This is a genomic window from Streptomyces sp. NPDC006197 (assembly GCF_040613865.1).
In the GTDB taxonomy this organism is placed as follows: Bacteria; Actinomycetota; Actinomycetes; order Streptomycetales; family Streptomycetaceae; genus Streptomyces.
Genome location: NZ_JBEXSZ010000055.1, coordinates 1 through 25,919, shown reverse-complemented (window position 1 = coordinate 25,919; position 25,919 = coordinate 1). Strand labels below are relative to the sequence as shown.

The window sequence follows — 25,919 nt, the reverse complement described above, 5'->3', positions numbered from 1 at the left end:
CAAGGGGCGCGTGGGGGTCGTGCAAGGCGCTCTTGCACGCCGGTCGGTGGTGGCTTTAGGTGGAAGCAGCGACTCACCGGGCGGGTCCCGCGTGGCCCCGAGGACCAGGAGGTGCACGGATGTCGCCGAGCGGCATACCGCGTGGCGGCCCCCCTCTCACCGAGGCGGAGGCGGAGGACCTGCTGCGATGTATCTGCTTCAAGACCGGCCCGCCCCGCACGGTGGGGGTGGAGCTGGAGTGGCTCGTGCACGAGCTGCGGGACCCCCGGCTTCCCGTACGGCCGCCGAGGCTCGCGGCCGCGCTGGACACCGTACGGGCGCTGCCCCTGGTGTCGGCCCTCACGTTCGAACCCGGCGGGCAGCTGGAGCTCAGCTCGCGCCCGGCCGGCTCCCTCATGGAGTGCCTCGACTCGCTCGCCGCCGACCTGGCCGCGGTGCGGGCGGCGCTCGGGCCGCTCGGCCTGACCCTCAGCGGTTACGGGGTGGACCCCTGGCACGCACCGCGCGGCCGGGTCCTGCACGAGCCGCGGTACGACGCGATGGAGACCGCACTCAACCGGACCGGGCCGGCCGGGCGGGCGATGATGTGCGAGTCGGCCTCGGTGCAGGTCTGCCTCGACGCCGGCCTGGAGGAGCCCGGTCCGCTCGGTTACCACCGGCGCTGGCGGCTCGCCCATCTGCTCGGCGCGGTCCTGGTGGCCGCCTTCGCCAACTCCCCGGTGCACGGCGGTCGCCGGACCGGCTGGCGCTCGACGCGGCAGGCGTTGTGGGCGGAGCTCGACCCCCGGCGGACGCTCGCGCCGCCGCCGGACGGGGAGCCCCGCGCGGAGTGGGCGGCGCACGTCCTGGACACCCCGGTGATGTGCGTACGGGCCGAGGAGGGGCCGTGGGCGGTGCCGGAGGGGCTGACGTTCCGGGAGTGGCTGCGGACGGGCCTTCCCCGGCCGGCCGACGCCGACGACCTGCGCTATCACATGACGACCCTGTTCCCGCCGGTGCGGCCGCGCGGGCACCTGGAGCTGCGGATGATGGACGCGCAACCCGGCCGGGACGGCTGGATGGTGCCGGTGGCGGTGACGACGGCCGTCTTCGACGACCCCGAGGCGGCGGAGACCGCGTACCGGGCGGTGAAGCCCCTCGCGGAGCTGGCGGGCCCGGGTCCCGCGCCGCGCAATCCGCTGTGGCTGACGGCGGCCCGTGACGGTCTCGCCGATCCCGAACTGCACGCCGCCGCCCGCGCGGTGTTCTCCGCCGCGCTCGACGCGCTGCCCCGGATCGGGGCGAGCGAGGGGGTGCGGCGGGCGGTCGCCGCCTTCCACGAGCGGTACGTGATCCCCGGCGGCTGCCCGGCCGACGACCTCCAGGTGGTGACGTCATGACCACGGCCGACACGGGAGCCGGCCCCGAGGCCCTGCGGCGGCGGGCCCTCGAAGCCCTCACCGCCGCGCGGGACCGTACCGCGCTCCTCACCTCCTGCGTGGAGGACGGCGAACTCACCGCACAGCACTCGCCCTTGATGTCACCGCTGGTCTGGGACCTGGCGCACATCGGCAACCAGGAGGAGCAGTGGCTGTGGCGGGCCGTCGCGGGGCGCGAGGCGCTGCGGCCCGAGATCGACTCGCTGTACGACGCCTTCCAGCACCCGCGCTCCTCCCGTCCCTCGCTGCCGCTGCTCGCCCCCGGCGAGGCGCGGGCCTACGCCGCCGACGTACGGATCCGGGTCCTGGACGTGCTGGAGAGCACCCCGCTGGAGGGGCGGCCGCTGGTGGACGCCGCTTTCGCGTTCGGGATGATCGCCCAGCACGAACAGCAGCACGACGAGACGATGCTGATCACCCATCAGCTGCGGAAGGGGCCCGTCGCCCTGACCGCTCCCCCGCCGCCCGCCCTGCGGTCCGGTCCGCTGCCCGCCGAAGTCCTGGTGCCCGGAGGCCCGTTCACCATGGGCACGTCGGACGAGCCGTGGGCCCTGGACAACGAACGGCCGGCGCACCCCCGTCTCGTCCCCGCCTTCCACATCGACACCACGCCCGTCACGAACGGCGCCTACCTCGCCTTCATGGCCGACGGCGGCTACACGGACCGGCGCTGGTGGCGGCCGGAGGGCTGGGCGCAGGTCCGGGAGCACGGCATCACGGCTCCGCTGTTCTGGCGGCGGGACGGCGGGCAGTGGCTGCGCCGCCGGTTCGGGGTGACGGAGCCGGTGCCCGAGGAGGAGCCGGTCCTGCACGTCAGCTGGTACGAGGCGGACGCCTACGCGCGCTGGGCGGGGCGACGGCTCCCGACCGAGGCGGAGTGGGAGAAGGCGGCCCGCCACGACCCGGTCACCGGGCGCTCCCGCCGCTTCCCGTGGGGCGACGCGGACCCGGGTCCGGAGCACGCGAACCTCGGGCAGCGGCACCTGCGGCCCGCGGCGGCGGGCAGCTATCCGGCGGGCGCCTCGCCCCTCGGCGTACGGCAGCTGATCGGGGACGTGTGGGAGTGGACCGCCAGTGACTTCCTGCCGTACCCGGGGTTCACGGCCTTCCCGTACAAGGAGTACTCGGAGGTGTTCTTCGGGCCCGAGCACAAGGTGCTGCGCGGTGGTTCGTTCGCGGTCGACCCGGTCGCCTGCCGGGGCACCTTCCGCAACTGGGACCTGCCGGTGCGGCGCCAGATCTTCGCCGGCTTCCGGACGGCGCGCAGCGCGGAGCTCGACTGATGTGTCGTCATGTCGCGTACGTCGGGGCGCCCGTGGCGCTGGGAGAGCTCCTGGTCCGGCCGCCGCACGCCCTGCTGCGCCAGTCCTGGGAACCCCGTACGCAGGACAGCGGCGTGGTGAACGCCGACGGGTTCGGCGTCGGCTGGTACGCCGAGGGGGACCCGGTGCCGGCCCGGTACCGGCGGACTGGCCCGATCTGGGGCGACCTGTCCTTCGCGGACCTCGCCCGGGTGGTGCGCTCCGGGGCCTTCCTCGGGGCGGTCCGGGGGGCCACGTTTCCCGGCGCCGACGGGGAGGCCGCCGCGGCGCCGTTCACCGCCGGGCCCTGGCTGTTCAGCCACAACGGCGCGGTCGACGGCTGGCCCGACTCGCTCACCGCGCTCGCCGGGACGCTGTCGGCCGATGAGCTGCTGCGCCTGGAGGCGCGCACCGACTCGGCGCTGCTCTGGGCGCTCGTGCTGCACCGGCTGCGGGCCGGGGACGCGCCGGGGGCGGCGCTCGCCGACACGGTGCGGGAGGTCGCGGCGGTGTCGCCCGCTTCCCGGCTGAACCTGCTGCTCACCGACGGCGACCGGATCGCCGCGACCGCCTGGCGCAACAGCCTCTGGTACCTGTCGGCCCCCGGCCGGGTGGCCGTGGCCTCCGAACCGTACGACGACGATCCGCGCTGGCGGGAGGTGCCGGAGCACACGCTCGTCACCACCGACCGCGCCGAAGTCACCCTCACCCCGCTCAAGGAGCCGTCCGCGTGAGCCCGTTCCAGCTGACCCGCACCCTCGCCCCGGACGCCGCCGGCGCCGATCTCCGTACCGACGTCCTGCACGGTCTGACCCGCTCCCCCAAGGAGCTGCCGCCCAAGTGGTTCTACGACGCCCGGGGCAGCGAGCTCTTCGAGGAGATCACCCGGCTGCCCGAGTACTACCCCACGCGTGCGGAGCGGGAGATCCTGGTCGCGCGGGCGCCGGAGATCGCCGCCGCCACGGGGGCGCGGACCCTGGTGGAGCTGGGTTCCGGTTCCTCCGAGAAGACGCGGTTCCTGATCGACGCGCTGCTGCCGGGACTGGACGCGTACGTGCCCGTGGACGTGAGCGAGTCCGCGCTGACAGGGGCGGCGGAGTCGCTGCTCGCGGACCGGCCGGAGCTGTGGGTGCACGCGCTCGTCGCCGACTTCACGCGGGGGCTCGCGCTGCCGGGGACGCCGGGGCCGCGTCTGATGGCCTTCCTCGGGGGCACGATCGGCAATCTGCTGCCCGCCGAGCGCGGTACTTTCCTGCGTTCGGTCCGCGCCCTGCTCACTCCGGGCGACGCGTTGCTGCTCGGCACGGACCTGGTGAAGGACGAGGCGACGCTCGTGGCCGCCTACGACGACAGCGCCGGGGTGACGGCCGCGTTCAACAAGAACGTGCTGTCCGTGATCGACCGGGAGCTGGGCGCGGACGCCGATCCGGCCGCCTTCGACCACGTGGCGGTGTGGGACGCCGAGCGGGAGTGGATCGAGATGCGGCTGCGGGCCCGCCGCGCGCTGACCGTGAAGATCCCGGAACTGGATCTCGTCGTGCCGTTCGCGGCGGGCGAGGAGATGCGGACGGAGGTGTCGGCGAAGTTCCGTCAGGCGGGTGTACGGGAGGAGCTGGCCGCCGCGGGCCTCGAACTGGCCCACTGGTGGACGGACGACGAGGGCAGGTTCGCGCTGTCCCTGGCCACGGTCGGCTGAGCGACGGCTCGTTGGGCTGCGGCGGCCAGGGCGCGGCGGTCTGGATACTCAATACTGGATATCGGATCCAGTATTCGAATATTGACGACAATCCGCCGCGCGGTGACGACCCGCCACAGGGACGCGCCCAACGGATCGTCCCCCACGTACGCGGCGGCCCAGCTGGGCCGGTAGTCGATCCGTACCGGCAGCACGGCGCATCCGCTGTCCAGGGCGGCCTGGAACGCCGCCGGGCGGAAACGTCCCCCGGCCCGCCCGCACCAGGTCGATCCCTCGGGGAAGACGACCACCCGGCCCCCGCCGGTGAGCACCGCGGCCATGGCCCGGACGGTGCCGGGCAGGGCCCTGAGCCGGTCGCGGTCGATGAAGAGGGTGCCGCCGAGCGCGGCGAGCGGACCGAGGACGGGCCAGCGGCGGACCTCCGTCTTGGCCACCATGCGGCCGGGCAGCACGGCCGCGAGGAGGGGGATGTCCAGCCAGGAGACGTGGTTGGCGACGACGAGGAGCGGGCCCGTGACCGCGCCGGCCGTCCCGTCGTACCGGGCGCGCACCCCGAAGGCGCGGACCACCGCCCGCGCCCAGCCCCGGACGAGGGCGAGCCGGGCGGTCGCCGGGAGCAGCCCCGCGGCCGGGGCGAGCAGGACGCCGAGGAGGACGGCGCCGGTCCCGGCGGTCAGCCGGGCCACGGCGAGGACCGTACCGGCCCGCTCGTCCGGGCCGGCGGACCCGGTCTCGGGGTGGGCCGCGCAGTGGTTCGGGGTGCAGGGCGCCGTGGGGAGCCACGGCGGGAGGGCCGTGGACCCGTTCACCGCGCCGGGACGAGCGACAGGAAGTGGTCGAGGTAGCGCGGGTTGGTGCGGCGCAACGAGAGCAGCACGTAGAGGTCGGCGACGCCGAAGTCGGGGTCGTGCGCGGGGGCGCCGCAGACCCAGGCTCCGAGGCGCAGGTAGCCGCGGAGCAGCGGCGGGAGCTCGGTGCGGCCCTCGGGGCGGGCGATGCCGTCGGGGCTCCACAGCTTGTGCGGGGTGACCCAGTACTCCTCGGGCGCGAGGTGCTTGGCCCTGACGGTGTCCCAGGTGGCGGCGGCGAGGGTGCCGCCGTCGGCGAGCGGGACCGAGCAGCAGCCGGCGAGCCAGTTGTGGCCGGTGCGGGTCATGTAGCGGGCGAGGCCGCCCCAGATGAGGGCGATCACGGCGCCGTTGCGGTGGGCGGGGTGGACGCAGGAGCGGCCGACCTCCACCAGGTCGTGCCGGACGGGGGCGAGCCTGGTGAGGTCGAACTCGCTCTCGGAGTAGAGACGGCCGGCGACGGCGGCCCGGTCGGGCGGCAGGATCCGGTAGGTGCCGACGACCTCGCCGGTGCTCTCCTCCCGTACCAGGAGGTGGTCGCAGTACGCGTCGAAGGCGTCGGTGTCGAGGCCGGGCTCGGGGCCGTCGAGCCGGGCGCCCAGCTCGCCGGCGAAGACCTGGTGGCGCAGCCGCTGGGCGGCCCGGACGTCCTCCTGGTCCCGGGCGAGGCCGACGACGTACCGGGGCGTGGGCTGCTCGGTCGGGACCTGGGGCTGTGCGGGCACGGGCACGGCGAGCGTGGGCGTCGGTGCGGACATGGCGGGCTCCTCCGGCGGGACGGAAGGGGAAGGGACGGGACCGGGCCGCGTGAGCGGTGGCCCGGCTCCTCGTTTCTTCCGTCACCGGCTGGATTCGACATGACCGTCCGGGGGCTCGCGGGTGTGCGAACGCTGAATGCTATTCGGCGAGGGTGTCCGTGATCGCGGTCGAGGCCTCCTTCGCCGCCTTGACGGGGTCCTCGCCCTGGAGGACGGCCGTCATGTACGGCTTGATGGGGTTGTCGGCCTCGACGCTGGCCCACTGCGGGGAGTTGGGGGTGGCCCGGCCTCGTGCGGCGCCCTTCGCCATGGCGGCGGTGGCCTCCTGGCCGGCGACGACGGAGGCGAGGCTCTTCTTGTTGGGCACGTAGCCCATGGCGCGGGCGAGTTCGGACTGCCACTTCTCGCCGGCGAGGGCCTTGACGACGTCGAGGGCGGCGCCGCGCTGGGGGGCGTTCTCCGGGATGATGAGATCGGAGCCGCCGGTGAAGACGGCGCAGGGCCGGCCGGCCTTCTTGCCGGGTATCGGGAAGTAGCCGAGTTTGTCCTTGAGGCCCGGGTCGGCCTTGAGGATGGCGGCGACGGCGCTGGGCGTGGCGATGAGCTGGGCGACGTCGCCCTTGGCGAAGACGCCGGCCTGCGGCGGGGTCTGCTCGTCGGCGTTCTTCGGGCCGGAGCCGAGGGCCTGGAGCTCCTTGTAGAAGGCCATGCCCCGCTGGGCGGCCGGGCTGTCGAGCGCGCCGGTCCACTGGCCGCCCTTGTCGACGGCGAGTTCGCCGCCCTCGTCCCAGATGAAGCCGGCGAGGGTGTACCAGTCCTGTCCGGCGAGGTAGATGCCCTGGGTGCCGTTCGTGTTGAGCTTCTCGGTGTCGTCGAGCCACTCGGCCCGGGTGGCCGGCGGCTTGTCGATGCCGGCGTCCTCGAACAGGTCCTTGTTGTAGATGACGATGCGGTTGGCCGCGTACCAGGGGATGCCGTACTGGGCTCCGGCGATGCTGCCGGGCTCGGCGAGACCGGGCAGCCAGTCCTCGCTGCCGAGGTCGCGGACCGACTCCAGGGTGAGGTCGAAGAGCTTCTCGGTGTCGGCGTACTGGGCGACCTGGGTGTTGCCGACCTCGATGACGTCGGGGCCGCCGGAGCCCTGGATCGCCTCGGTGACCTTCTTCCCGATGCCGGTCCACTCCTGGATCGTGAACTCGAGCTCGACCCCTTCGTGCTCCTGCTCGTACTCCTCGGTGAAGCGCTTCAGGAAGTCCTCGCTGACGCTGTCCCGCATGAGCCAGACGTTCACGGTCCTCGTCCCGCCGTCGCCGCTCGGGAGCATCCCGCAGCCGGCGAGGGCGAGCGCGGTGGCGGCTGCCAGGGGGCAGGCGAGAGGGCGGTTCTTCACGTGGGTCACCTTCTGCTCAGGTTCAGCACAGGGTCGTGCGCATGGGGGCTGACCCGGCATGGGGGGACCGAACGGGGTGTTCGCGCGGGTATGTGGCCTGGATTCTGGTCTGGACCAACGGGATGGTCAAGTCCTTGACGACCTCGCCGCGCACCCGGACGGACGATCCACTCGTTACCCTCGGTAGTTACTCGTGAGTCGCCCGGCCGCCGTCGTGTCGCGCGCCGACGCGCCCTGGGGCACCGTGGAGGGACCGCACCGAGAGGAGTTCGGCCCCCATGTCGAATCACACCTACCGCGTCACCGAGATCGTCGGCACCTCCACCGAGGGCGTCGACCAGGCCATCCGCAACGGCATCGAGCGCGCCTCGCAGACCCTGAGGGGACTCGACTGGTTCGAGGTCACGCAGGTGCGCGGCCACCTCGTCGACGGCGCGATCGAGCACTACCAGGTCGGGCTGAAGGTCGGCTTCCGCCTGGAGGACGAGGACACACTGTCCTGACCTCCGCACGGCCGGGTCGGGGATGCGTCGTCCCGACCTCCCCACGGCCGGGGCGAGGGCGCGTAGTCCTGACCTCCCCACGGCCGGTCGAGAACACACCGTCCTGACCTCCCCACGGCCGGGTGCCGGCCCGGGCCCGACCGGTTCCGACCCCGGTCGGCACCTCGCCCGGGCCTGACCTCGTGCGGGCTTCCTCAGGTGCGCCCCTCCTCCTCCTGAGCCTCCCTCAGCGCCTCGGAGGGCTCCGCCCAGCGGGCCCGTACGACGCGGAAGCCCGCCGCCTCCGCCGCGTCGCACACCGCCGGATCGTCGTCGACCAGCACCCTGACCGTGCGGTCGGCGGCGAGACGGCGCAGGATCTCCACCTTGGTCACCCTGGCCGGCCGGAAGTCACGGTTGCGCCGCATGTGGACGGCCCCCTCCGGCAGGCCCTGCCCGGCCAGCCACTCCACGGTCGCGCGTCGGCAGCGCTCGGGCCGCCCGGTGAGGTAGACCACCTCGCACTCCTCGGCCGCCTCCAGGCACAGCGCGATGCCCTCCTCCAGCGGCGGATCGTCGGGCGCCGCCGCGAAGAAGCCGTCCCAGTCCTTGGGCCTGCGCTCCAGGAAGTGCTGGCGGTGCGCGGTCGCGGCGAGGGTGTTGTCGAGGTCGAAGACGGCCAGGGGCCTGTTGTCCGATGTCACGGGCCCAGCGTAGGAGCCGCATGACGGGGGGCGCCCGGAATCCGCGCGCGGGGCAGCCGGGCCGGAGGGAGCGGCGGGGCGAGGCGCCACGCCGCCACCCCACCGTGCAGGCCGGTCCCGGCACACCGGCCGGCAGGGGGAGAATCGTCACCTAGGATTCAAGGCGGCCGCGGGGCCGCAGCCTGTCGCTGTGTGCGACAGCCGCGGAACGGCCGGCCCGCCGGCCGAGGCGAGCGGTCCGGTCCGGTCGGTCCGGAGCAAGCCTTCGGGCCTGACGGTCCTCATGATGTTGATCACGAGAATCCCGGGAATCGCGGGACCACCGGTGTGCGTCTCAGTGGTGCGGGAGGCCCAGCTCCCCCGCCCACGAGAAGAAGAGCCCCCAGGGAGAAGTGAGGTATGTCGGTGATCTGCGTCGGAGGCATGATCGGGATCGGCAAGACCAGTGTCGCCGAACTGCTCGCCAAGGAGCTGGGCAGCGAAGTCTTCTACGAGAGCGTGGACGACAATCCGATCCTCCCGCTCTTCTACTCGGCGAGCCCCGAGGAGATCCAGGCGAAGCGCTACCCCTTCCTGCTCCAGCTGTACTTCCTGCAGACGCGGTTCGCCGCGATCAAGGAGGCGTACAAGCAGGACGACAACGTGCTCGACCGCTCGATCTACGAGGACTGGTACTTCGCCAAGGTCAATCACGAGCTGGGCCGGATCAGTTCCCTCGAGATGCAGGTGTACGAGGGGCTGCTCGAGGAGATGATGCGCGAGATCGACGGCCTGCCGTACCGCAAGGCACCCGATCTCATGGTCTATCTCAAGGCGGACTTCGAGACGGTACTGCACCGCATCGGGCTGCGGGGACGCGACTTCGAACAGGACGAGAGCCTCGTCGAGTACTACCGGACGCTGTGGTCCGGCTACGACGACTGGGTCCACAAGCACTACTCGGCCAGCGAGGTCCTCGTCATCGACATGAACCGCACGGACGTGGTGAACAACCCCGACGACGCGGACCGCGTGGCGCGCGAGGTCAAGGACGCCCTGGCGGCGGGCCGGCGCGTCTGAGCCCGCGCTCTACGACCGGCCCAGGGTCCGAGCCCGGCCTGCCGGACCCGCGCCGGGGTGAGGGAGCCCCGGGGTGCGCACCACCGCCGGCCACAGCACCGTCCCCGCCGCGCCCACCACCGGGACCCCGGACAGGACCGTCACGGCGAGCTCCGTGATCGGTCCGGCCTCTCCGGGGACAGTGTGGCGAGTTCCGAGGCGATCCCGTCCGCGATCGCCTGCGGTTCGGGTACCCGCCACCGGGGCGCCGTCTGCCTGGCCACCTCACGCGCAGCCGGGTCAGCCGCTCGACGGTCAGCCGCTCCCCCACACACGCTGTTGTGGCGTCCGATGCCGCCGCCCCGGCTCTGGTACTCGTATCCGCGCATGTGAACGGACGCCTCCCCCACCACCCGACACTTCCACCAACTCGCCACGGCGCCAGGGGCGTCGGTGGCGAGACGAGGTGACTCAAGGGGGACGGACCGGATCGGTCCGCCACCGGCGGGAGGACGAGTCGGCCCCTCCCGCCGAGATCGATCTCTCCCACCTTGCCCCTTTTCGAGGCGTCAAGTATGTTGCCCACAAAGCCGTGCTGGAGAGGTAGAGGGTGCAAGACTCCGATTTTTGGGAAATCGTCGAAACGTCCGCCCAGGCCGATATCTCCAGCCACTGCGGCGCGATCTCGTCCAGACTGGAAAACTGTACGGCGAACGAGATCACGGGATTCGCCGACACACTGGCAGAGCACCTCTTTCGGCTCGACCTCAAAGTTCTTGCCGACACTCCAGTGAAGGGCGAGACTTCTGGATCCGGCCGACCTGTTCCGCAATCCGAGGACGGGTTTCTTTATGCGCGATGTGCGGTGATCCTGACAGGCCGGGACACGTACAGAGAGATTGTGTCGAATCCCGAGGGAATCGACTTCTCCCCTTATACGACCGACGACGCGGTCGTAGCCGAAGAGTTGCTTGAGGCCGCCCCGACCGCCTTCAAGAAAGTGACCGGCGCAGAGTGGGATCACATCGAGCCCTTTGACTACGAGACGGGCAGCAATGAGGACGGGTGGCCGTAGCTACCTCCACCTGCCGCCGGGGCCACGTTGCGAAAAATTCTCCCGCTCGGTCCAATCCCGAAACATCAAGCGGCGTCACTCGCGGAGACGGATGCGATGCGGGGAGGGTGGAGCTCGGCCGACCGTCAGACATTCGGGTTCTCCACTCGGACCGCCCTCGCATGTACGACCGCCATGAAGAGCACGACGGCCACCGGCGCCCCCAGGACACGAGCGCACCTGACGCCAGTGCGCACGACGCCATCACCTCAGCGCTCGTCAGCTGCCCCCACAGCCGCTCCACGCACGTCCTCCTCCAGGAGTCAGCCCCATGGCATGGCAGTGGGTCGGCCTGCTGATCCACTGCCACCGCGCCTGTCAGAAAAGACCCGCCTCCGTTGCCAACGGAGTGCCGCATAATCCTCGGGTGTCCCAGACTTCCCTGCCCATATCGACGGACTCCGCTTCCGAAGAGGTTCCTGCCTGGCTGTCCGCCGACGCGGCGGCCTGGGCGAGCGCCCGCCCAGCCTCGTGGGCGAGGCCGCTGTGGTCCGTCCTGGCGCTGCTGGCGACAGTGGCCACCGCGATCGCCATGGAACCGCTGTCCGTGTGCAGCGACGCGGCCCCGTGCGGTCCGGACTGGATCGGCATGGTGCAGGCGGGCCTGGCCATCGGCTTGTTGTACTGGAATGCCAGGCTCCCGGAGCTCGCTCTCGTCGCCGCGCCGGTGCTGGTCGCCATCGTGGCATGGGAGGAGCTTCCCTCCGCCGGCTGGGGATCCCGGGCAGCGAATCTGGCCGTCATCGCGGCCCTCGGCCTCGGCTGGGCGGCGGCATGGGTCAGGCTGGCGGCCCGGCGGAGGCAGTGGCAGCTCGTCGGCCGGGCCGCCACCACAGAGCGCCGGCGGTGGGAGCCGGCCGGCCCGCGGAGGCGGGGGACGATCCCGATCGCCGCCGGGCTGGCCCTGTGCGCCGTAGCCGCCGGCGCGATCGCCCTCGGCCTGCGCGCCGTACACGAAGACGAGCGGCAGGCCGCCCGGGCGACCCGTACCCAGACCGAAGTCACCGGCCGTACGGACATGTCGCTGCGGGTCCGCGCCCATGACGGGCGTCGTATCACCGTCGACGCCCTCTTCCCCGAGGACTACCGCCTCGGAACCACCGTCACAGTGCTGGAGGACGAATCGGGGCCGCGCCTGGCCGCCGAGCCGTACGACGCGCTCGGCTGGCAGTTGCTGGTCCTGGCCGGCGGATTGCCCGGGCTCTCACTGTTGACGACAGGGCTTCTGGCACGCCGACGAAGCACGGCGCTGCGCCTCGCACCGGTGCCCGCCCTGAGGGTGCTGGAGCGGTTGGGCCACGACGGCCGGACCTGGGTCTACGCCGCCGACGACACCGCAGGAAGCGCACCTCTGTTCACTTGTGTCTGCGTACCAGTGCTCCCGGACGCGGACGAGCGCGAGCAGTTCGGTGCGGAGATCACTGTCGCCCACCACACCGACGACATCGACGACATCAACGACGTCCCGATCACCGAGACGCGACCCCACGAAGCCGTCATGCTCGGCGCGCCCTACGAAGGCGGCGAGCTGGCCCTCATCACCCCAGGCGCCGACGGGAACCCTGTAGTGACCCACACCATCGGACCCGTCCGGCTGCCCCGCCCCGGGAAGAGGCCGGCCGGGGAGACCTCTGCGGACTCTTGACGCGCGCCGTCAGCGGTACCCACCTGAGCCAATGGTGGGCATCGCCGAGGAGGCATGCCCCATCCGTGCCCTCAAGCGGAACCTCTCGGCAGGCCCGACAAGGGGACTTGCCCGCAGGTCAGATGCCGTATTGGCGGCCCGAGCGGCGGTGATTCCCAAGCTTGTGGCGCGGGTTCGACTCCCGTCATCCGCTCTTCGTGCGAAGCCCCAGGTCGGTGACCCGGGGCTTCGTCCTCGTCCAGACTCCTCAGGGCCCGCGTGTCACTCCCGTGGCACAACCGCCCTCACGGTGCGTCAGGCCCGGTCCCGAGGCACTTCTCACCCGGTGGTGTGAGGGTCTTGCGCAGCAGGTCCAGCAAGACGGTGGCCGCGGGGCTGGAGGGGCCGTCCGCCCGCCAGGCCAGAGCGACGCGGCCGCGCAGCCGCGGCTCGGTGATCTCCAGCGTCCGCAGCCCGAGGGCTGCGGCCACACCAGCGGGGAGGGCTGGAACCACCGCCACGCCGAGACCGCGGGCGGCGAGCTGTGCGAGGAACAGCGGAGCGGCTGCCTCGAAGGCGATGCGGGGCTGGAACCCGGCCCGCGCGCACGCCCGGTCGAGGACCCCGCGCAGCCCCGTGCCACGGGGCAGGCTGATCAGTGGACGATCGCGGAGCTCGGCCAACGGAATGCTCGTGCGGTCCGGGGGCGTCAGGGCGCCGTCGTCCGGGGCCACGGCTGCGACCAGGGGTTCGTCGACCAGGACCTGGACCGAGGTGCCCGGCGGGGGTTCCTCGTCCGCGAGTCCGATCACGGCGATGTCGAGGTCCCCACGATTCAGTGCGGTGAGCATCCGCTCCGAGGTGTCCTCGGTCAGGGCGATCTCGACCTTGGGGTGGTCCTCGTGGAAGCCGGCCAGTACGGCGGCCAGGTCGAACTCGTGGGCCGCCGCGGCCGCACCCGAGACGAGGCCGAGGGTGACCTGGCCACGGAGCAGCCCGGTGAACTCCTCCGCGGTCTGCCGTGCCGCTTCGACGGCGGTGAGTGCGGCCCGTGCGTACGGCAGTACGGCCTCGCCCACCTCCGTCAGGGTCACCGAGCGGCCGGAGCGGTCGAGCAACGGGTGCCCGAGTTCCTTTTCGAGCCGGCGGACTTGGGCGCTCACCCCCGGCTGTGCCAGGTGCAGACGGGCGGCGGCACGAGTGAAGTTGGCTTCCTCCGCGACCGTGACGAAGTACCGCAGCTGCCGAATGTCCATAACTGATCATTCTAGTTGCGAGACATGCAAACTCTTGGACTTATGGCGACGCTGCCGAGAGCCTTGAGGCCATGGGGAACACGATGCACCGGAGACCAGCGGCGGATGTCAAAGCCGCGATCGCAGCCGAACGCCGGGAGTTGGCGGCCGTGCTGGACGGCTTGTCGGCCGAGGAGTGGGACGCTCCGAGCCTGTGCGGGGGTTGGCGGGTGCGGGAGGTCGCGGCCCACATGACGATGGGGTTCCGGTATTCGCTCCCCAAGATCGCGCGGGAACTGATCAGAGCACGAGGCAGCCTTCACCGGATGACCGACCGATGTGCCCACAAGGACGCGGCCGTCCATTCGACACGCGAATTGGCCGCGTTCCTCGGTGACAACGCGGATCACCCTTGGAAGCCGCCGGTCGGCGGGATCGAAGCGGCCCTGGGCCACGACGTGATCCACGGCCTGGACATCACGGTCGCTCTGGGCCTCGGCCGCCGGGTTCCCGAGGATCGCGTGCGCATCCTCCTGGAAAGCGTCGACGCCAGGACCCTCGGGTTCTTCGGAGCCGACCTGGACGGCATCGAACTCCGCGCCGACGACCTCGACTGGTCCTTCGGTACCGGAACGCCCCTGTCCGGCGCCGCACAGGACCTCCTCCTGCTCGCATACGGCCGACGGCTCCCACCGGGACACCTCCACGGCGAACCGCGCGACCGCTTCGTCACCGCGCAGGGGTGACGAACATGCGCGTCCGACTCCTCCAGGGGCTGGCCCTGCTCGCCACCGGTCTCCTCGCCGGCGCGTTCGGCTACGGCGCGGCCAACCTCGTCCCCACCTTCAACGCGGTACCGCTCGACATGCGGCTGTCGTTCCACGCCGAGCTGATGAAGATGAACGGCATCACCGTGCAGGCGGCGATGGCTGTGTCGACGCTGAGCTCTCTCGCTCTCGCGAGCTCGACACGTGGCCGCGCCCGGCTGGTCGCGGGTTCGGCGGGTCTGCTGACCCTCGCGTCCTTCCTGATCACCCGGCTCGGCAACGTGCCGATCAACGGCCGGATCAAGGAATGGGCGCTCAGTTCGGCACCGCTCGATCACGCGGAGATCCTGCGGCGCTGGGAACTGTTCAACACCTTGCGCACGCTCACCGCCCTCATCGCGTTCGCTCTGCTGATCAGCCTCTCCCTGAGACAACCGCCGGGAGACGGGAAGCAGCCGCGGACCACCCCGGCCTGAAAACGATCAAGGCGTGACTCGGGGACGGCGCCGCAAGTGCCATGACGAGGCGCCGGATCGGGCTTCCGACGGTCGCTCACGTCCACCGGCCGTCGCACCGGCCCATCCGCCCGCGTGGTGTGTTCCGGGGTCGGTGCCCCGGGCTCTCGTCGTCCCGGTCTCTCAGGTGGTCAGGCCGCTGATCGCGTCGCCGACGTACTTCGCGCCGAGGACGACGAGAACGGTGGTCATGATCGCGGCGTTGTGGGCGGCCATCCATGCCTTCCACTCGCCGAGGACCTTCGCGGACCTGGCGCCGCCGAAGAGGTAGACGGCGAGCGGGAGGAGGGTGCAGAGGGCGGCGATCAGGACCATCAGGGCGGCCGCGACGGTCTTGCCTCCGGTGGAGGCCGTGCTGGAGGCGATGGAGACGGCGCCGCCGACCGCCAGGACGAGGTTCTTGGGATTGGCGACGGCCAGGGCGGCGGCGAGGCCGGCGGCCTTGGCGGGGGTGAAGCGGTCGATGGCCTTCATCCAGCCGGGCGGCTCGCTCGTACGTCCTTCCCCGGGACGGCCCTTCCACTGTTTGACGCCCATGAGCAGGAAGAGGACGCCGAGAGCGAGCTTGAGCCACAGGGTCCACGTGGCGGGGCCTTCGTCGCCCCGGGAGGCGTCGGCGCCGGAGCCGGCCACGACGATCGCCGTGACCAGGGCGGCGAGGGACAGGACCCAGCCGGCGGTGAAGGCGAGGCCGTTGCCGCGGCCCTTCGGCGTGGCCGGCATCAGGATGACGGCGATGAGGGGGAGCGGGCTGATCGCGATGCCGGAGGGGATGGCGTACGCGGCGATCACCGGGTTCAGCCCGGTCGCGGGCGTGGCGCCGGCGATCGTGGGCTCGCTGACCCCCCCCGTACCGTCCTCATGGTCACGACGCTGACCAGCGCGATCGTACTCACCTCGCAGAGCGTGCTGTCCGACGCCGGGCACGGCCCGAAGGACGCCGGCAACGTGGCCGTGCTGACGGTGACGGTGACGGTCGGCGCGGTGATGCTGCTGATGGGCGTGCTCCGGCTCGGCGCCGTCATGAGCTTCGTGTCGAACGCGGCGATGACCGGGTTCTCCACCGGCATCGCGCTGCAGATCATCACGGGCGTGCTGAAGGGCGCGACGGGCTACCAGCCGCAGGGGCACAACAAGCTGTACCAGCTGGGCGACTGGCTGGTGCACGTCGGGGACTGGAAGGGAGCCACGACCCTCGTCGCCGTCGTCACCCTGGGCGTCTGGGCGGCGGCGCGGGCGGTGAAGCGGCTCGAACCGGTGGCCCTGCTGATCGCCATGGTCGTCGCGAGCGTCGGGGGGCGGCCTTGTCCGTCGACGTGGAACTGGTGAAGGGCATCGCCTCGATCCCCGCCGCCCTGCCCTCCTTCACCGCCCCCGACCTGTCCGCCGTGCCCGAACTGATCGGCGGGGCGTTCTCCGTGGCGCTCGTCGCCCTCGCGCAGGCAGCCGGGATCTCGCCGTCCATGCCGAACCCGGACGGCTCGCGTTCCGACGACAACGGCGACTTCCGCTCCCAGGGCTACGCGAACCTCCTCGGCGGCCTGTTCCAGGCGCTGCCCTCCGGCGGCTCGATGTCCCGCACCGGGGTGGCCGTCTCCGCCGGGGCCCGCACCGTGCCGGACGTGCCGTCCTCGGCCGTGTTCAAGCTCCTCGACCGGTACGCCCGGGCGCTCGCCGACGCCGGAGGCCGGCTCGTCCTGGCCGGGGTCCAGCCCCCGCTCGTACGGGCCCTGGAGGCGTCCGGGCTGGGCGGCCGGCTCGGCGAGGGAGGAGTCGTACCGGCCCGTTCCGAGCTGTTCGGGGCCCTGCACACGGCGGTCGCCGAAGGGCACGCCTGGATCGCCGCGCGGTCTTCATGTACGGCGACCGGCTGCCCAAGGCGCCCGACGGCCAGATCGGCGCCGGCCTCGGCATGACCACCTCCACCGGCACCATCACGCTCATCCCGCCCACCGTGGACATCACCGCAACCAGCCAGGAGGAGACGGTCGACGGCGTACGGATCGTCTTCCAGCTCACCCCCGGCACCGAGGCCCCGGCCGAGATGAACTTCCTCTTCCCGGACAAGCGGGCGCTGTGCCTGGCGGAGAACGCCACGCACAACATGCACAACATCCTGACCCTGCGCGGCGCCGTCGTCCGCGACTCCCGCATCTGGTCGCACTACCTCGACGAGGCCATCGACCTCTTCGACGGGCAGTACGACGTCGCCTTCGCCTCCCACCACTGGCCCACCTGGGGCCACGACAACGTCGTGCGCTTCCTCTCCGAACAGCGCGACCTCTACGCGTACATGCACGACCAGACCCTGCGCCTGCTCAACGGCGGCCTGACCGGCCCGGAGATCGCCGAGGAGATCCAGCTCCCGCCCGCCCTGGAGAACTCCTGGCACGCGCGCGGCTACTACGGCTCCCTGAACCACAACGTCAAGGCGATCTACCAGCGTTACCTCGGCTGGTTCAACGGCAACGCGGCCACCCTGTGGGAGCACCCGCCCGTCGAACTCGCCAAGCGGTACGTCGACCTCGCCGGCGGCCCCCGCCAGGCCCTCGCCAAGGCCCGCGACTACATCGAGCGGGGCGACCTCCGCTTCGCCGCCACCCTCCTCAACCACCTCGTCTTCGCCGACCCCGGCGACACCGAGGCCAAGGAGACCCTCGCGGGGGTCTACGACCGGCTCGGCCACGGCGCCGAGAACGGCACCTGGCGCAACTTCTACCTCACCTCCGCGATGGAACTGCGCCACGGCGAGAACGCCGCCCTGCTCGACACCGCCAACCCCGAGATGGCGATGGCGCTGACCACCGACATGCTCCTCGACGGCATCACCACCGACGGCGATCCGGCCCTACTGGCCCGCCTCTTCTCGTACGTCACCCAGCCCGACCCGGGCTTCCCGATCGTCACCCCCTGAACACCGCACCCCGCGAAAGGACCCCCCGTGGCCACCCTCACCGCCTGGAAGTTCCCCACCCCCGACGGCGCCGCCCAGGTCGAGGAGACTCTGCTCTCCCTCCAGAAGCAGGGCCTCGTCCAGGTCCACGACGCGGCCGTCGTGACCTGGCCGGAGAACCGCAAGCAGCCCAAGACCAAGCAGCTGAACAACCTCACCACCACCGGCGCCCTCTCCGGCACCTTCTGGGGCATGCTGTTCGGCCTGATCTTCTTCGTGCCGCTCCTCGGCGCGGCCCTCGGCGCCCTCGGCGGCGCGCTCGGCGGCTCCCTCGCCGACGTCGGCATCGACGACGACTTCATCGAAAGCGTCCGGGGCGAGGTCAAGCCGGGCACCTCCGCCCTCTTCCTCCTCACCTCCGACGCCGTCCTCGACCGCGTCCACGAGGCCCTCCCGGCCGGCAGCGCGGAGCTGATCCGCAGCAACCTCTCCAAGGACGACGAGGCCAAGCTCCGGGAAGTCTTCGACGCCTGACACCCTCGCGGTTTCCCCTCCACGACCAGCCCACGGCTGCGCGTGCCTCGACGTGCCAGGCGGGTTCGATTCCCGTCGTCCCCCGTCATCCGCTCGTGAACGAAGCCCCGGGTCAGCGACCTGGGGCTTCGTCATTGTCCAGGGCGGTGTCGCCCGACGGGGCCGCGGGGTGCGGGAGTTCGGCGAGGAGGATCTCGGCGGCCTGGGTGACGTTGTCGGCGTGGACGGCGCGGGCCATGGCCGTGCGGGCGGCATCGGACGTCGTGTTCGGCGGGACGACCATGAGGGAGAAGTGGTCGTTGTCGCCGCGGGTGATCAGGACGGTGTCGTCGCCGACGGGGAAGGAGTCGAGGTGCACGACCCGGTCGTCGACGATGAGGCGGGGCGGGATGCCGTTCCAGGCGGAGGCGTCCAGGCCGACCCGGGTGACGGGCCCGAGGTGCTCGGTCAGGGCGGTGATCAACGGCGGGATCTCCCGCTCGACGTCACGCGAGCGCGGCCACCACGCGCCGTCGAGGAGGCTCTGCCGGGACCCTGTCGTCTCCAGTCGGAGCAGCGCGGTGCCCGGTCCGACGGCCCGGTGGATCTCGTCCGGCAGAAGGCGCGGAGGCGTGGGGACGTGGGGGGTGAAGCCTGCGTCGGTCATGATCGATCCGCCCGTCCGCGGGGTGCTTCCGCTGCCGTCCCTCGGCGGCGCGGCGGGTGCGGGCCAACGGGCGGGACGACGGCCCCGTTCTTTCACCGTACTCCGGGAGGGCGCGGGTACGCGCCGCTCCCCGCTGCGGAGCCGTCCGGCACCGGGCTCGTCGGACGTACGGTGGACGTACCGGGGCGTGCCCACCTCGCTCGGCCCGCCCGCAGACGCGTCCCCGTGCCGAAAGGACGGTGCCACCTTGGACCGCAACGAACCAGAAGCCCTGCCTCCGGCGGGATACGCGGAGGTCCGCATCGTGGCCGCCTCCCCGGACGCCGCCCGTATGGTGGCCGACATCCTCCGCCACTGCTTCGCCGGCGGCGAGCAGCGCAGCTACCCCACTCCGGGCGGCGGCACCCGCCTCCACCTCACCGTCGACACCGCGCACCCCGCCGGACCGGCCCGGTCCTGGCTGTCCACCAGCAGGCCCCCGAGCGGCACCGGGCCCCACGCCGAGGAACCCTGACCGGCCCTTCGCCCCCGGGTGGGCACGCGTGGCGGCTCCCGCTGCCGGGGAGCATCCTGGAAGCCGCACCGCGATGCCGCCGGACCGGGCACACGCCGGCACCGGACCAGGCCGTCGGCCTGTCGGCCGCTTGGAGGCTCCGTGCGTCCCGCTTGGAGGCTCCGCACGTCCGACGGCACGGCCACCGGAAGAACCGGCCCGGCCCGTCGCCCCCGTCCGGCCCCGGCGCGGAGTACGTTGGAGGTACCGGAAGCACCTCGTACGCCCGCCTCCACGCGGACGTCGTTCCCGGCGATCGATACGCCGGGCCGCTCGCGGGCGTCCCGGGGACGGGTCTCGGTCTCATGACCAGCACGACCGCTCCCACCCGCCAGGCGCGCCTGGCGCTGACACCGAACACCTCCCTGGCCGGCCTGCTGGACGGCGCCTGGTGGCCGTACTCACGCGATCTCGCCACCGAGCTGCCGCCCCTGGTGGACGCGCTGCGGAAACGCTGGGGACGCGTCACGCGCATCACGGCGAACCCCGCGCCCTGGCCGGTCTCCCCGTACAAGGTCTCCGTCGGCGAATATGCCGTGTACGTCGGCTGGTTCACCGGTCAGGACCCCGACACGATGATCCTGCTGTGGTACGGCCGCGACCGCTGCGACCTGCTGGTAATTCCCCCCGAGACCGAACCCGCCTCCGCCACACGCCTGATGGCCGCCGCGTCCACCCCTGGCAACCTCCACACCGCAGACATCCTCATGTCCGACGAGAACGCGACCGGTCGCCGCCTGCGGGAGGCCCGAGCCGGTGAGGACGCTTGGGAGGCGGAAGGCGGGACCCCCGTACGCCCCCACCTCCGCCCCGTCGTCGGAGCACGCATGATCCCTCTGCCGCGGAGCATGCGAAGGTGACGCAGGCCGCCCCCGCCACCGTGCCGCTCCCCTGTCCCGGGAGGCGGCACGGCTGCTGCGCCCCGCCCTCCGGTTGCTCCCCAAGCCCCCGCGAGACCACCCGAGCCCACCGCGCTCCCCAACCAGCAAGTGCCTTCTCTGTACTTGGCGGCAAGGACGAGCCGGCGTGGAGCGCGTGGCATGAGCCGGCGGGCCGGGGGGACGCAGCCGTCCGGTCCGTCGGCGTCAGGGGCGTTTCTCCAGGTCTGCTTCCTCGTCGGCGGCGTAGGGGTGGACATATCTGTCTTCGTTGAACGGGGTGAACCATCCGCTGAAGGACAGGGGGGTGATGCCCATGGCGTCCAGGGCGGGGTCTTCGTCGGTGCCGTTCTTCGAGTCGTCGTAGAGCCACTCGAAGTCCATGTCCTCGTAGATCTCGTCGGCGAAGCGGTCGAGGGCGCCGGCGGCCTCCAGGCTCTCGCGGGTCAGGTCGATGTGCAGCTTGACCTCGCTTGTCACGGCGTACCTCACGACGGCAAGCCTGCCAGGTCGGTCCTCTCGCCGGGGCGAGTCCAGGAAGAAAGCTCGGCGCCGAGGAACGACGCGTCCCGGGGGTACGCGCCCGGCGAAGGAGCGGAGCGCGTACCCCGGGCGGGGCTGGCGGAGGCGAAGAGGGCGGGGAGGTCCTGTCGGCGGGGGGTGTGGGGCGAACTCGGTGAGAAGGCGGCCAGTGCGGGGGCGGCGGTGTCGGTGACGAACCACGGGGATTCCGGGGAGACGGTCGTGTCACCGAGGAGTACGGAGCGGGGTGCGGGGCGGAAGAGACCGACGCCGGGCCGACGGGGAACACCGGCGACTGACCCGGCTCGAAGCAGCAGGACGGCTCCCCGTCCGCCCGGAGAACGGCACGACCCGGGCGCCGCTGCGCGGTGGGCTCAGGCGAGGGCGTCGAGAGCGGCCAGGATGTCGGCCGGCTCCGCACGGGCGGTGTAGTCCGTGTCGGCGAAGGCCCAGCGGATGGTGCCGTCGCGGTCGATGACGTACGTCGCCGGCAGGGGAAGGGTGCGCGGGTGGCCGCCGTTGACTCGCTGGAGGTCGAAGCCGAGCTTTTCGTAGACGGCCGCGAGGTCGTCCGGCAGATCGAACGCGAGCCCGTACTGCTTGGCGGTGTCGGACCCGATGTCACTGAGGACGTCGAAGGCGAGCTCGTGCTTCTCGGTGAGGGACAGCGATTCGTCGGGGATCTGCGGGGAGACGGCCACCAGACGGGCTCCGCGGGCCGTGATGTCCGCGTGGTGCTGCTGGAGCGAGCGGAGGGCGATGTTGCAGTACGGGCACCAGGCGCCGCGGTAGAAGGTCAGGACGACGGGGCCGTCGGCGAGCAGTGCGTCGAGGGAGACGGTCCGGCCGGTCGCGGACGCGAGGGTGAACCGCGGGGCCCGGGCTCCGGCGGCGAGGGCGCGCTCGGCCTGCCCGGACGCGGCGAGCTCCTGGCCCGCGCGGTTCATGACGGCCCGCACCTCGGCGGGGATCTGCTGCTGTCGGGCCTCGTAGAAGCTGCGCAGCTCGGCGTTGAGGGTCATGGCTGGTTCCTCCTGAACTGGGCCTGGACGTAACTCGGAACGATCGTTTCAAGATAGCGGCGGGCGAGGACATGCACCAGCCGTGCCACGGCAGTTGGGGCGACAGAGGGTCGTGAAGGGACCGTGGTCGGCGAGCGCGAGCGCCCGGGTGAACGCGCGGGCCCGGACCGCGTGGCGCGCGACGAAGCGAAGCGCGGATGACCGGTCCCCGCTATCTTGGAACTCTTATTTCAAGATAGCGGGGTGGAACATGCCGGACATCAAGCACTTCGATCCGGACGCGACCCTGGAGACCGTGGTGCGGCTCTTCTGGCGTCAGGGAATGGCGTCGACCGGAATCCAGGACATCGTGAACGCCACCGGAGTCAACCGCTCCAGCCTCTACTCCACCTTCGGCGACAAGCAGGCGCTCTACCTCGCAGCCCTGCGCCGCTACCTCGAGTACCGCTCCCAGCCGGTGTTCGAGCGCCTCACCGAGGACGACAGAGGACTGCCGGCCATCACCGAGTTCTTCACGGGGCTCATCGCGGCCCGCTGCTCGGGCGAGTACGCCCGGTGGGGTTGCATGGTCTCGAACGCTCACGCCGGGGCCGAGAACGGCGACCCCCAGGTGCGCGCCGTCCTCGACCAGCATCACCAGCGGTTGCGTGACGCCATGCACGCGGCGTTGGTGACCGCGGAGGCGCAGGGACAGCTCGCCCGTGGCGTCGACGCGGGCTCCTCCGCCGATCTGCTGGCTCTGCTCGCGTACGGGGTCAACGTGCGGTCACGCGCCGGAGCGGACGAGCAGGCGCTCGTAGAGACCGTGAAAGCCGCGCTGGGGGTGCTGAGCGCTCCGGCGGCCGCTTGACGGCCGGACACGATCGACGCGTCGCGGGGCCGGACGGAAATCCTCGCCCGTCCGACCCGGCCGCTTCGGTCCCTCTGCTCAGCCTGTGGCCGGCGAGGGCTCGGTCCGGGCCCTTCCGACGTCCTCGGCGTCCGCCGTGCGGGCCTCCGGGGTTGATGGCGACCGTCCTGTCCACGGTCTCGGAACCCTTCACGTAGAAAAGCCGGTTCGCAGCATCCACTGGTTCGACGCGCCGGCGGAATGTAGCGTCTCGATCATGGAATTACTGACTGGATCCACCACCGACCAGGCGCCGGCGAACCCGGCCGCCACCGATGACATGCTGGTCACTCAGCCGATCGGCTACTGGTGCGGCCTGACCCAGACGGCCGTCACCCGGCATCTGCGGGACGCCATGGCCAAGATCGACGTCACGCAGCCGCAGTACTGGGTGCTCAACCGCGTGAACGGCGGCCCCGCGGCGCCGAGCCGCGAGGAGGTCGTCGCCCAGCTGACGCACCTCGCCGACGGCCCGCACGAAATCGGCAGGGTCATCGACCAGCTGCTCCACCGCGCATGGCTCCGGATCGACGACGGGCAGCGCCTGCACCTCACGGATGCCGGGGAGGCCGCCAGAGTACGGCTCCGTGAGCTGGCGACCGAGGTACGCGCGGTGGTCCACCAGGGCATCAGCGACGAGGAGTACGTGGCCGCCCTCAAGGTGCTGCGCAGGATGGTGGCCAACGTCGAGGGCGACGGGGGCCCTCGCGACCCATCCTGATTCCGCTCCGGGGCGTCGGCGGCGCGCACCCGTCGTACCGGTGTCAGGTGCGAGCGAGCGCCGCAGCGCCGAAGGACACGTCGAACCGGTCGCACCAGATGCTGACGCTCGGGTACTTCGACCAGTCGAAGTCGGAGGGCAGCGGATAGTTCTGGTCGCCCTTGTTGCCCTTCAGCTTGGCCAGGTCGACGTATCTCCCGTCGTCGAAGACGTCCCAGCCCGCTTCGCCCTCCTTCACGGGCGCGTCGCTCAGCCAGACGCGCAGGTCCGGGCCGTTGCTCGTGTCCAGGCCTTCGAGCCGGAGCGTCTGGGTGCCGTCCGCGAACCGGACGATCCTCACCGTGCCGGTCGTGGCGTGCTCGTGGCTGACGAAGACGCCCTGCGCGACGGTGACCGGGCCGGACGGTGCGGGAGTGACCGACGCGGAGGAAAGCCCACTCGTCGCAGGTCCGTTCGGAGTCGCACGCGCGGAAGGCAGCGCCTCGTTCACCGTCTCGTCCACCCACAGCGCCCAGGGCTCGAACCACAGCGACCCGGCCACTGCCAACGCAAGGCCCGCGACGATCACCACGGCCCACCGCTGCTTCCTCGTGACGCGCTCCACGACGCCCCCTTCCACGTCTCTGTTCGCCTTCCTCCGCCATCCAAGACGTTCTGACCCCCGTCGGACAGCCCCGGCCCGATGACGAAAGGCTTACGTCATCGGGCCGGGACGTGTCCGCCCGCTCAGAGCGTGCGCAGCCTGGTGGTGAAGACGTGGCCCGCGATCCTGTCGCCGAGGGTGAGACCGTCTTCGGCGTCCCACGGGAAGTGGACGCCGAGCCAGATCCTGCTGTTGGCGTCCTCGCGGGCGGCGGCGCTGAAGCTGGTGAAGTGACGGGACTTGACCGGGGAGCGGGGTTCGTCGGTGGTCATGTCGAAGGCGATGCCGTCCGAGCCGAAGTACCGTTTCATGATGCCCGCCCAGGCCGCTCCGAACGTGGCGTGGCCCGATGCCCACGCCGGGAAGCACGGTGTGACGTTGACGCCTGCCGGGTTCTTCAGGAGCGGCTTCCACTCCGGGTCGAGCCCGCCTTCCCGGATGGCGGAGACGGGTCGCCACAGGTCGATGGGCGTCAGGTACTTCACGTCGCGGACGGCGATGCCGGCATCGGCCATCGCGATCGACACGAGGGCGAACAGCTTCGCGTTCTCGTACGTGGTCAGCCCGCGCGTGGTGGCGATCTCGCGGGTGGCCTGGAGGAGCTGGCCGGGCGGCTTGTACGTGCCGTCGTTGTCGTTGGCCCAGAACCAGGCGGCAGCCTCCTGGTCGGGGGTGCGGTTGATCACGGGCGTCTTCGCGGTCGGCTTGTCGGCGCCGGCCGACCGGGCGGCCTCCACCTGGGCCTTGTACGCGTCGCTGGCGAGCAGCTGCTCGTACGTCCCGTACAGGCCGGGCGTGGGCGGCCGGAACTGCGATCCGGAGGTGAGGGCGAAGGGCTTGACCAGACCCCAGTACGGCGTGACGGCCTGGCTCGCCCGGGTGCAGTGGGGGTCCTGCATGTCCGGGTAGCTGGTCGGCCGCCAGGCCCCCGGCGCGGAGTCGCCGACATAGACGCGGTCGTCGTCCGACCCGTCGCCGTTCCGGGCGTCCATCATCTGGGTCACCATCTTGCCGACGACGGTGGCGTCGAGGAGGTCGAACTCGGTCGGCTCGGTGCCGAACCGCTCCCGGAAGCGGGCGTCGAGGTAGGCCGTCTGGTTCCTCCCGTACAGCTTGAGAAGGATGTTGTAGGCCGTACGCCCGACGACCCGCTCCTCCTCGTCCGGGCCTTCGATCCAGCCGGCGTACTTCTCGGCGTGGATGTACGGCTCCGAGGTGATCCTGCCCTTCCACTTGAGCTGGTAGGAGCTCTCGGCATCGTAGATCGCGGCGTTCAGCATGGCCGCGGCGCGCGCCATCGGCCCGGGGCCGCCACCCTCGCGCCGGACCACGTTCAGCAGGACGTCGTTCCAGTAGTGGACGGGGTCCTTGATCGCCTGCGGCGGCAGGGCCGCCCGCGCGGGCTGCGGGGAGACGGTCAGAAGCGTCCCGGTCGTGGCGAGGACGGCGGCGACCGCCAGGGCTCTGAGCCGGTTGCGCGGAGTGGGTGCCATCACGATGCTCCTTGTGATCACGTCGGTTGATCACCACACGTCTGGTGGCGGGCGAGATCATGGCGTGGGTCATGGGCGGACTTGGTCCGTACCGGCGCGGAATGGCCGACCCCGCGCACGTAGATGACCGAAAGGCCGGTGCCCCCGGCGACCTCAATGCCGACGGCAAGGGCGACCTGCTCGGCGTCACCTCGGGCGGCGACCTCTACCGCTACCTGAACACCTCGCCGGGCAA

The 25,919-nt window shown here is 71.7% G+C and carries 29 protein-coding genes and 1 pseudogene; 19 read left to right on the top strand and 11 right to left on the bottom strand.

Annotation, left to right across the window (positions count from 1 at the left end):
• Nucleotides 1-119: 119 nt before the first annotated feature.
• From egtA to egtD, 4 genes are read left to right on the top strand one after another with little or no spacing between them, the layout of a single operon-like run.
• Nucleotides 120-1,379: an ergothioneine biosynthesis glutamate--cysteine ligase EgtA gene (gene egtA / locus ABZ318_RS19000; protein ID WP_356903612.1), complete on the top strand. Its 1,260-nt coding sequence runs from the start codon at nt 120-122 to the stop codon at nt 1,377-1,379.
• Entirely contained in the window at nt 1,376-2,701 is a 1,326-nt protein-coding gene (egtB, locus tag ABZ318_RS18995; protein ID WP_356903611.1) for an ergothioneine biosynthesis protein EgtB, read from the top strand. Before egtA ends, egtB begins: the two co-directional genes overlap by 4 nt.
• On the top strand, nt 2,701-3,453 hold the full coding sequence (egtC, locus tag ABZ318_RS18990) for an ergothioneine biosynthesis protein EgtC (protein ID WP_356903610.1): 753 nt from the start codon (nt 2,701-2,703) through the stop codon (nt 3,451-3,453). Before egtB ends, egtC begins: the two co-directional genes overlap by 1 nt.
• Nucleotides 3,450-4,415: an L-histidine N(alpha)-methyltransferase gene (gene egtD / locus ABZ318_RS18985; protein ID WP_356903609.1), complete on the top strand. Its 966-nt coding sequence runs from the start codon at nt 3,450-3,452 to the stop codon at nt 4,413-4,415. The genes egtC and egtD overlap by 4 nt, the downstream gene beginning before the upstream one ends.
• Here egtD and ABZ318_RS18980 read toward each other — a convergent pair.
• The 3 genes from ABZ318_RS18980 to ABZ318_RS18970 form a co-directional block, all read right to left on the bottom strand.
• Entirely contained in the window at nt 4,310-5,224 is a 915-nt protein-coding gene (locus tag ABZ318_RS18980; RefSeq protein ID WP_356903608.1) for a lysophospholipid acyltransferase family protein, read from the bottom strand. The two genes, egtD and ABZ318_RS18980, sit on opposite strands and share 106 nt — an antisense overlap.
• Complete coding sequence (locus tag ABZ318_RS18975; RefSeq protein WP_356903607.1) at nt 5,221-6,021, bottom strand: GNAT family N-acyltransferase; 801 nt, start codon at nt 6,019-6,021, stop codon at nt 5,221-5,223. Before ABZ318_RS18975 ends, ABZ318_RS18980 begins: the two co-directional genes overlap by 4 nt.
• Before the next feature lie 139 nt (nt 6,022-6,160).
• The gene (locus ABZ318_RS18970) at nt 6,161-7,411 is read right to left on the bottom strand and encodes an extracellular solute-binding protein (RefSeq protein WP_356903606.1); all 1,251 of its coding nucleotides are present in this window, start codon (nt 7,409-7,411) and stop codon (nt 6,161-6,163) included.
• Between the two features lie 278 nt (nt 7,412-7,689).
• Between ABZ318_RS18970 and ABZ318_RS18965 the strand changes: the two genes are divergently transcribed.
• Nucleotides 7,690-7,914 carry a dodecin gene (locus ABZ318_RS18965; protein ID WP_356903605.1) on the top strand — a complete coding sequence of 75 codons (225 nt, stop codon included), beginning with the start codon at nt 7,690-7,692 and terminating at the stop codon, nt 7,912-7,914.
• Between the two features lie 194 nt (nt 7,915-8,108).
• Here the strand turns inward: ABZ318_RS18965 and ABZ318_RS18960 are convergent, their stop codons facing one another.
• Nucleotides 8,109-8,597 carry a hypothetical protein gene (locus tag ABZ318_RS18960; protein ID WP_356903604.1) on the bottom strand — a complete coding sequence of 163 codons (489 nt, stop codon included), beginning with the start codon at nt 8,595-8,597 and terminating at the stop codon, nt 8,109-8,111.
• Between the two features lie 399 nt (nt 8,598-8,996).
• Between ABZ318_RS18960 and ABZ318_RS18955 the strand changes: the two genes are divergently transcribed.
• The 3 genes from ABZ318_RS18955 to ABZ318_RS18945 all read left to right on the top strand — a co-directional run bounded on the left by ABZ318_RS18955 (nt 8,997) and on the right by ABZ318_RS18945 (nt 12,394).
• Entirely contained in the window at nt 8,997-9,656 is a 660-nt protein-coding gene (locus ABZ318_RS18955) for a deoxynucleoside kinase (protein WP_356903603.1), read from the top strand.
• Nucleotides 9,657-10,245: 589 nt separating this feature from the next.
• On the top strand, nt 10,246-10,710 hold the full coding sequence (locus tag ABZ318_RS18950) for a DUF4240 domain-containing protein (protein WP_356903602.1): 465 nt from the start codon (nt 10,246-10,248) through the stop codon (nt 10,708-10,710).
• A 406-nt stretch (nt 10,711-11,116) separates the two neighbouring features.
• On the top strand, nt 11,117-12,394 hold the full coding sequence (locus ABZ318_RS18945; protein WP_356903601.1) for a hypothetical protein: 1,278 nt from the start codon (nt 11,117-11,119) through the stop codon (nt 12,392-12,394).
• 284 nt (nt 12,395-12,678) lie between these two features.
• On the opposite strand, the gene ABZ318_RS18940 is transcribed toward ABZ318_RS18945, so the two are convergent.
• Nucleotides 12,679-13,629 (bottom strand): LysR family transcriptional regulator, encoded by a 951-nt coding sequence (locus tag ABZ318_RS18940; protein ID WP_356903600.1) that lies wholly within the window; start codon nt 13,627-13,629, stop codon nt 12,679-12,681.
• A 71-nt stretch (nt 13,630-13,700) separates the two neighbouring features.
• Between ABZ318_RS18940 and ABZ318_RS18935 the strand changes: the two genes are divergently transcribed.
• A complete protein-coding gene (locus ABZ318_RS18935) occupies nt 13,701-14,354 on the top strand; it encodes a maleylpyruvate isomerase family mycothiol-dependent enzyme (RefSeq protein ID WP_356903599.1) in 654 nt (217 codons plus the stop codon).
• Nucleotides 14,355-14,359: 5 nt separating this feature from the next.
• The gene (locus ABZ318_RS18930) at nt 14,360-14,851 is read left to right on the top strand and encodes a DUF1772 domain-containing protein (RefSeq protein ID WP_356903598.1); all 492 of its coding nucleotides are present in this window, start codon (nt 14,360-14,362) and stop codon (nt 14,849-14,851) included.
• Nucleotides 14,852-15,013: 162 nt separating this feature from the next.
• Here the strand turns inward: ABZ318_RS18930 and ABZ318_RS18925 are convergent, their stop codons facing one another.
• Nucleotides 15,014-15,682: a GAP family protein gene (locus tag ABZ318_RS18925; RefSeq protein WP_356903597.1), complete on the bottom strand. Its 669-nt coding sequence runs from the start codon at nt 15,680-15,682 to the stop codon at nt 15,014-15,016.
• Between the two features lie 69 nt (nt 15,683-15,751).
• Between ABZ318_RS18925 and ABZ318_RS18920 the strand changes: the two genes are divergently transcribed.
• From ABZ318_RS18920 to ABZ318_RS18905, 4 genes and pseudogenes are all read left to right on the top strand, one after another.
• On the top strand, nt 15,752-16,219 hold the full coding sequence (locus ABZ318_RS18920) for a SulP family inorganic anion transporter (protein ID WP_356903596.1): 468 nt from the start codon (nt 15,752-15,754) through the stop codon (nt 16,217-16,219).
• Entirely contained in the window at nt 16,207-16,806 is a 600-nt protein-coding gene (locus ABZ318_RS18915) for a SulP family inorganic anion transporter (RefSeq protein WP_356903629.1), read from the top strand. Before ABZ318_RS18920 ends, ABZ318_RS18915 begins: the two co-directional genes overlap by 13 nt.
• Nucleotides 16,725-17,804 (top strand): annotated as a pseudogene (locus ABZ318_RS18910) (alkyl sulfatase dimerization domain-containing protein); the annotation flags it as partial. The gene ABZ318_RS18915 and the pseudogene ABZ318_RS18910, both read left to right, overlap by 82 nt.
• A 27-nt stretch (nt 17,805-17,831) precedes the next feature.
• On the top strand, nt 17,832-18,317 hold the full coding sequence (locus ABZ318_RS18905; protein ID WP_356903595.1) for a DUF1269 domain-containing protein: 486 nt from the start codon (nt 17,832-17,834) through the stop codon (nt 18,315-18,317).
• A 112-nt stretch (nt 18,318-18,429) separates the two neighbouring features.
• Here the strand turns inward: ABZ318_RS18905 and ABZ318_RS18900 are convergent, their stop codons facing one another.
• Nucleotides 18,430-18,963 (bottom strand): DUF5994 family protein, encoded by a 534-nt coding sequence (locus ABZ318_RS18900; RefSeq protein ID WP_356903594.1) that lies wholly within the window; start codon nt 18,961-18,963, stop codon nt 18,430-18,432.
• 247 nt (nt 18,964-19,210) lie between these two features.
• Between ABZ318_RS18900 and ABZ318_RS18895 the strand changes: the two genes are divergently transcribed.
• Both ABZ318_RS18895 and ABZ318_RS18890 read left to right on the top strand, forming a co-directional pair.
• On the top strand, nt 19,211-19,477 hold the full coding sequence (locus ABZ318_RS18895) for a hypothetical protein (RefSeq protein ID WP_356903593.1): 267 nt from the start codon (nt 19,211-19,213) through the stop codon (nt 19,475-19,477).
• Between the two features lie 344 nt (nt 19,478-19,821).
• A complete protein-coding gene (locus tag ABZ318_RS18890; RefSeq protein ID WP_356903592.1) occupies nt 19,822-20,376 on the top strand; it encodes a DUF5994 family protein in 555 nt (184 codons plus the stop codon).
• 225 nt (nt 20,377-20,601) lie between these two features.
• On the opposite strand, the gene ABZ318_RS18885 is transcribed toward ABZ318_RS18890, so the two are convergent.
• The gene (locus ABZ318_RS18885) at nt 20,602-20,886 is read right to left on the bottom strand and encodes a hypothetical protein (RefSeq protein ID WP_356903591.1); all 285 of its coding nucleotides are present in this window, start codon (nt 20,884-20,886) and stop codon (nt 20,602-20,604) included.
• A gap of 404 nt (nt 20,887-21,290) precedes the next feature.
• Nucleotides 21,291-21,938, bottom strand: a complete 648-nt coding sequence (locus ABZ318_RS18880; RefSeq protein WP_356903590.1) for a peroxiredoxin-like family protein — start codon at nt 21,936-21,938, stop codon at nt 21,291-21,293.
• Nucleotides 21,939-22,188: 250 nt separating this feature from the next.
• Here ABZ318_RS18880 and ABZ318_RS18875 point away from each other — a divergent pair, with 250 nt between their 5' ends.
• Nucleotides 22,189-22,788 (top strand): TetR/AcrR family transcriptional regulator, encoded by a 600-nt coding sequence (locus ABZ318_RS18875; protein WP_356903589.1) that lies wholly within the window; start codon nt 22,189-22,191, stop codon nt 22,786-22,788.
• Between the two features lie 256 nt (nt 22,789-23,044).
• A complete protein-coding gene (locus tag ABZ318_RS18870) occupies nt 23,045-23,548 on the top strand; it encodes a MarR family winged helix-turn-helix transcriptional regulator (RefSeq protein WP_356903588.1) in 504 nt (167 codons plus the stop codon).
• 43 nt (nt 23,549-23,591) lie between these two features.
• Here ABZ318_RS18870 and ABZ318_RS18865 read toward each other — a convergent pair whose 3' ends face one another.
• Nucleotides 23,592-24,152, bottom strand: a complete 561-nt coding sequence (locus ABZ318_RS18865) for a DM13 domain-containing protein (protein ID WP_356903587.1) — start codon at nt 24,150-24,152, stop codon at nt 23,592-23,594.
• A gap of 122 nt (nt 24,153-24,274) precedes the next feature.
• Nucleotides 24,275-25,684 (bottom strand): vanadium-dependent haloperoxidase, encoded by a 1,410-nt coding sequence (locus ABZ318_RS18860; RefSeq protein WP_356903586.1) that lies wholly within the window; start codon nt 25,682-25,684, stop codon nt 24,275-24,277.
• A 26-nt stretch (nt 25,685-25,710) separates the two neighbouring features.
• Between ABZ318_RS18860 and ABZ318_RS18855 the strand changes: the two genes are divergently transcribed.
• A partial coding sequence (locus ABZ318_RS18855; protein ID WP_356903585.1) for a hypothetical protein occupies nt 25,711-25,919 on the top strand: 209 nt, incomplete at its 3' end.

What these genes read in the sequence shown, in the direction of transcription:
- egtA (WP_356903612.1), top strand. Translation starts at nt 120, where the DNA reads ATGTCGCCGAGCGGCATACCGCGTGGCGGCCCCCCTCTCACCGAGGCG.
- egtB (WP_356903611.1), top strand. Translation starts at nt 1,376, where the DNA reads ATGACCACGGCCGACACGGGAGCCGGCCCCGAGGCCCTGCGGCGGCGG.
- egtC (WP_356903610.1), top strand. Translation starts at nt 2,701, where the DNA reads ATGTGTCGTCATGTCGCGTACGTCGGGGCGCCCGTGGCGCTGGGAGAG.
- ABZ318_RS18975 (WP_356903607.1), bottom strand. Translation starts at nt 6,021, where the DNA reads ATGTCCGCACCGACGCCCACGCTCGCCGTGCCCGTGCCCGCACAGCCC.
- ABZ318_RS18965 (WP_356903605.1), top strand. Translation starts at nt 7,690, where the DNA reads ATGTCGAATCACACCTACCGCGTCACCGAGATCGTCGGCACCTCCACC.
- ABZ318_RS18955 (WP_356903603.1), top strand. Translation starts at nt 8,997, where the DNA reads ATGTCGGTGATCTGCGTCGGAGGCATGATCGGGATCGGCAAGACCAGT.
- ABZ318_RS18940 (WP_356903600.1), bottom strand. Translation starts at nt 13,629, where the DNA reads ATGGACATTCGGCAGCTGCGGTACTTCGTCACGGTCGCGGAGGAAGCC.
- ABZ318_RS18935 (WP_356903599.1), top strand. Translation starts at nt 13,701, where the DNA reads ATGGGGAACACGATGCACCGGAGACCAGCGGCGGATGTCAAAGCCGCG.
- ABZ318_RS18930 (WP_356903598.1), top strand. Translation starts at nt 14,360, where the DNA reads ATGCGCGTCCGACTCCTCCAGGGGCTGGCCCTGCTCGCCACCGGTCTC.
- ABZ318_RS18920 (WP_356903596.1), top strand. Translation starts at nt 15,752, where the DNA reads ATGGTCACGACGCTGACCAGCGCGATCGTACTCACCTCGCAGAGCGTG.
- ABZ318_RS18900 (WP_356903594.1), bottom strand. Translation starts at nt 18,963, where the DNA reads ATGACCGACGCAGGCTTCACCCCCCACGTCCCCACGCCTCCGCGCCTT.
- ABZ318_RS18890 (WP_356903592.1), top strand. Translation starts at nt 19,822, where the DNA reads ATGACCAGCACGACCGCTCCCACCCGCCAGGCGCGCCTGGCGCTGACA.
- ABZ318_RS18880 (WP_356903590.1), bottom strand. Translation starts at nt 21,938, where the DNA reads ATGACCCTCAACGCCGAGCTGCGCAGCTTCTACGAGGCCCGACAGCAG.
- ABZ318_RS18875 (WP_356903589.1), top strand. Translation starts at nt 22,189, where the DNA reads ATGCCGGACATCAAGCACTTCGATCCGGACGCGACCCTGGAGACCGTG.
- ABZ318_RS18870 (WP_356903588.1), top strand. Translation starts at nt 23,045, where the DNA reads ATGGAATTACTGACTGGATCCACCACCGACCAGGCGCCGGCGAACCCG.
- ABZ318_RS18860 (WP_356903586.1), bottom strand. Translation starts at nt 25,684, where the DNA reads ATGGCACCCACTCCGCGCAACCGGCTCAGAGCCCTGGCGGTCGCCGCC.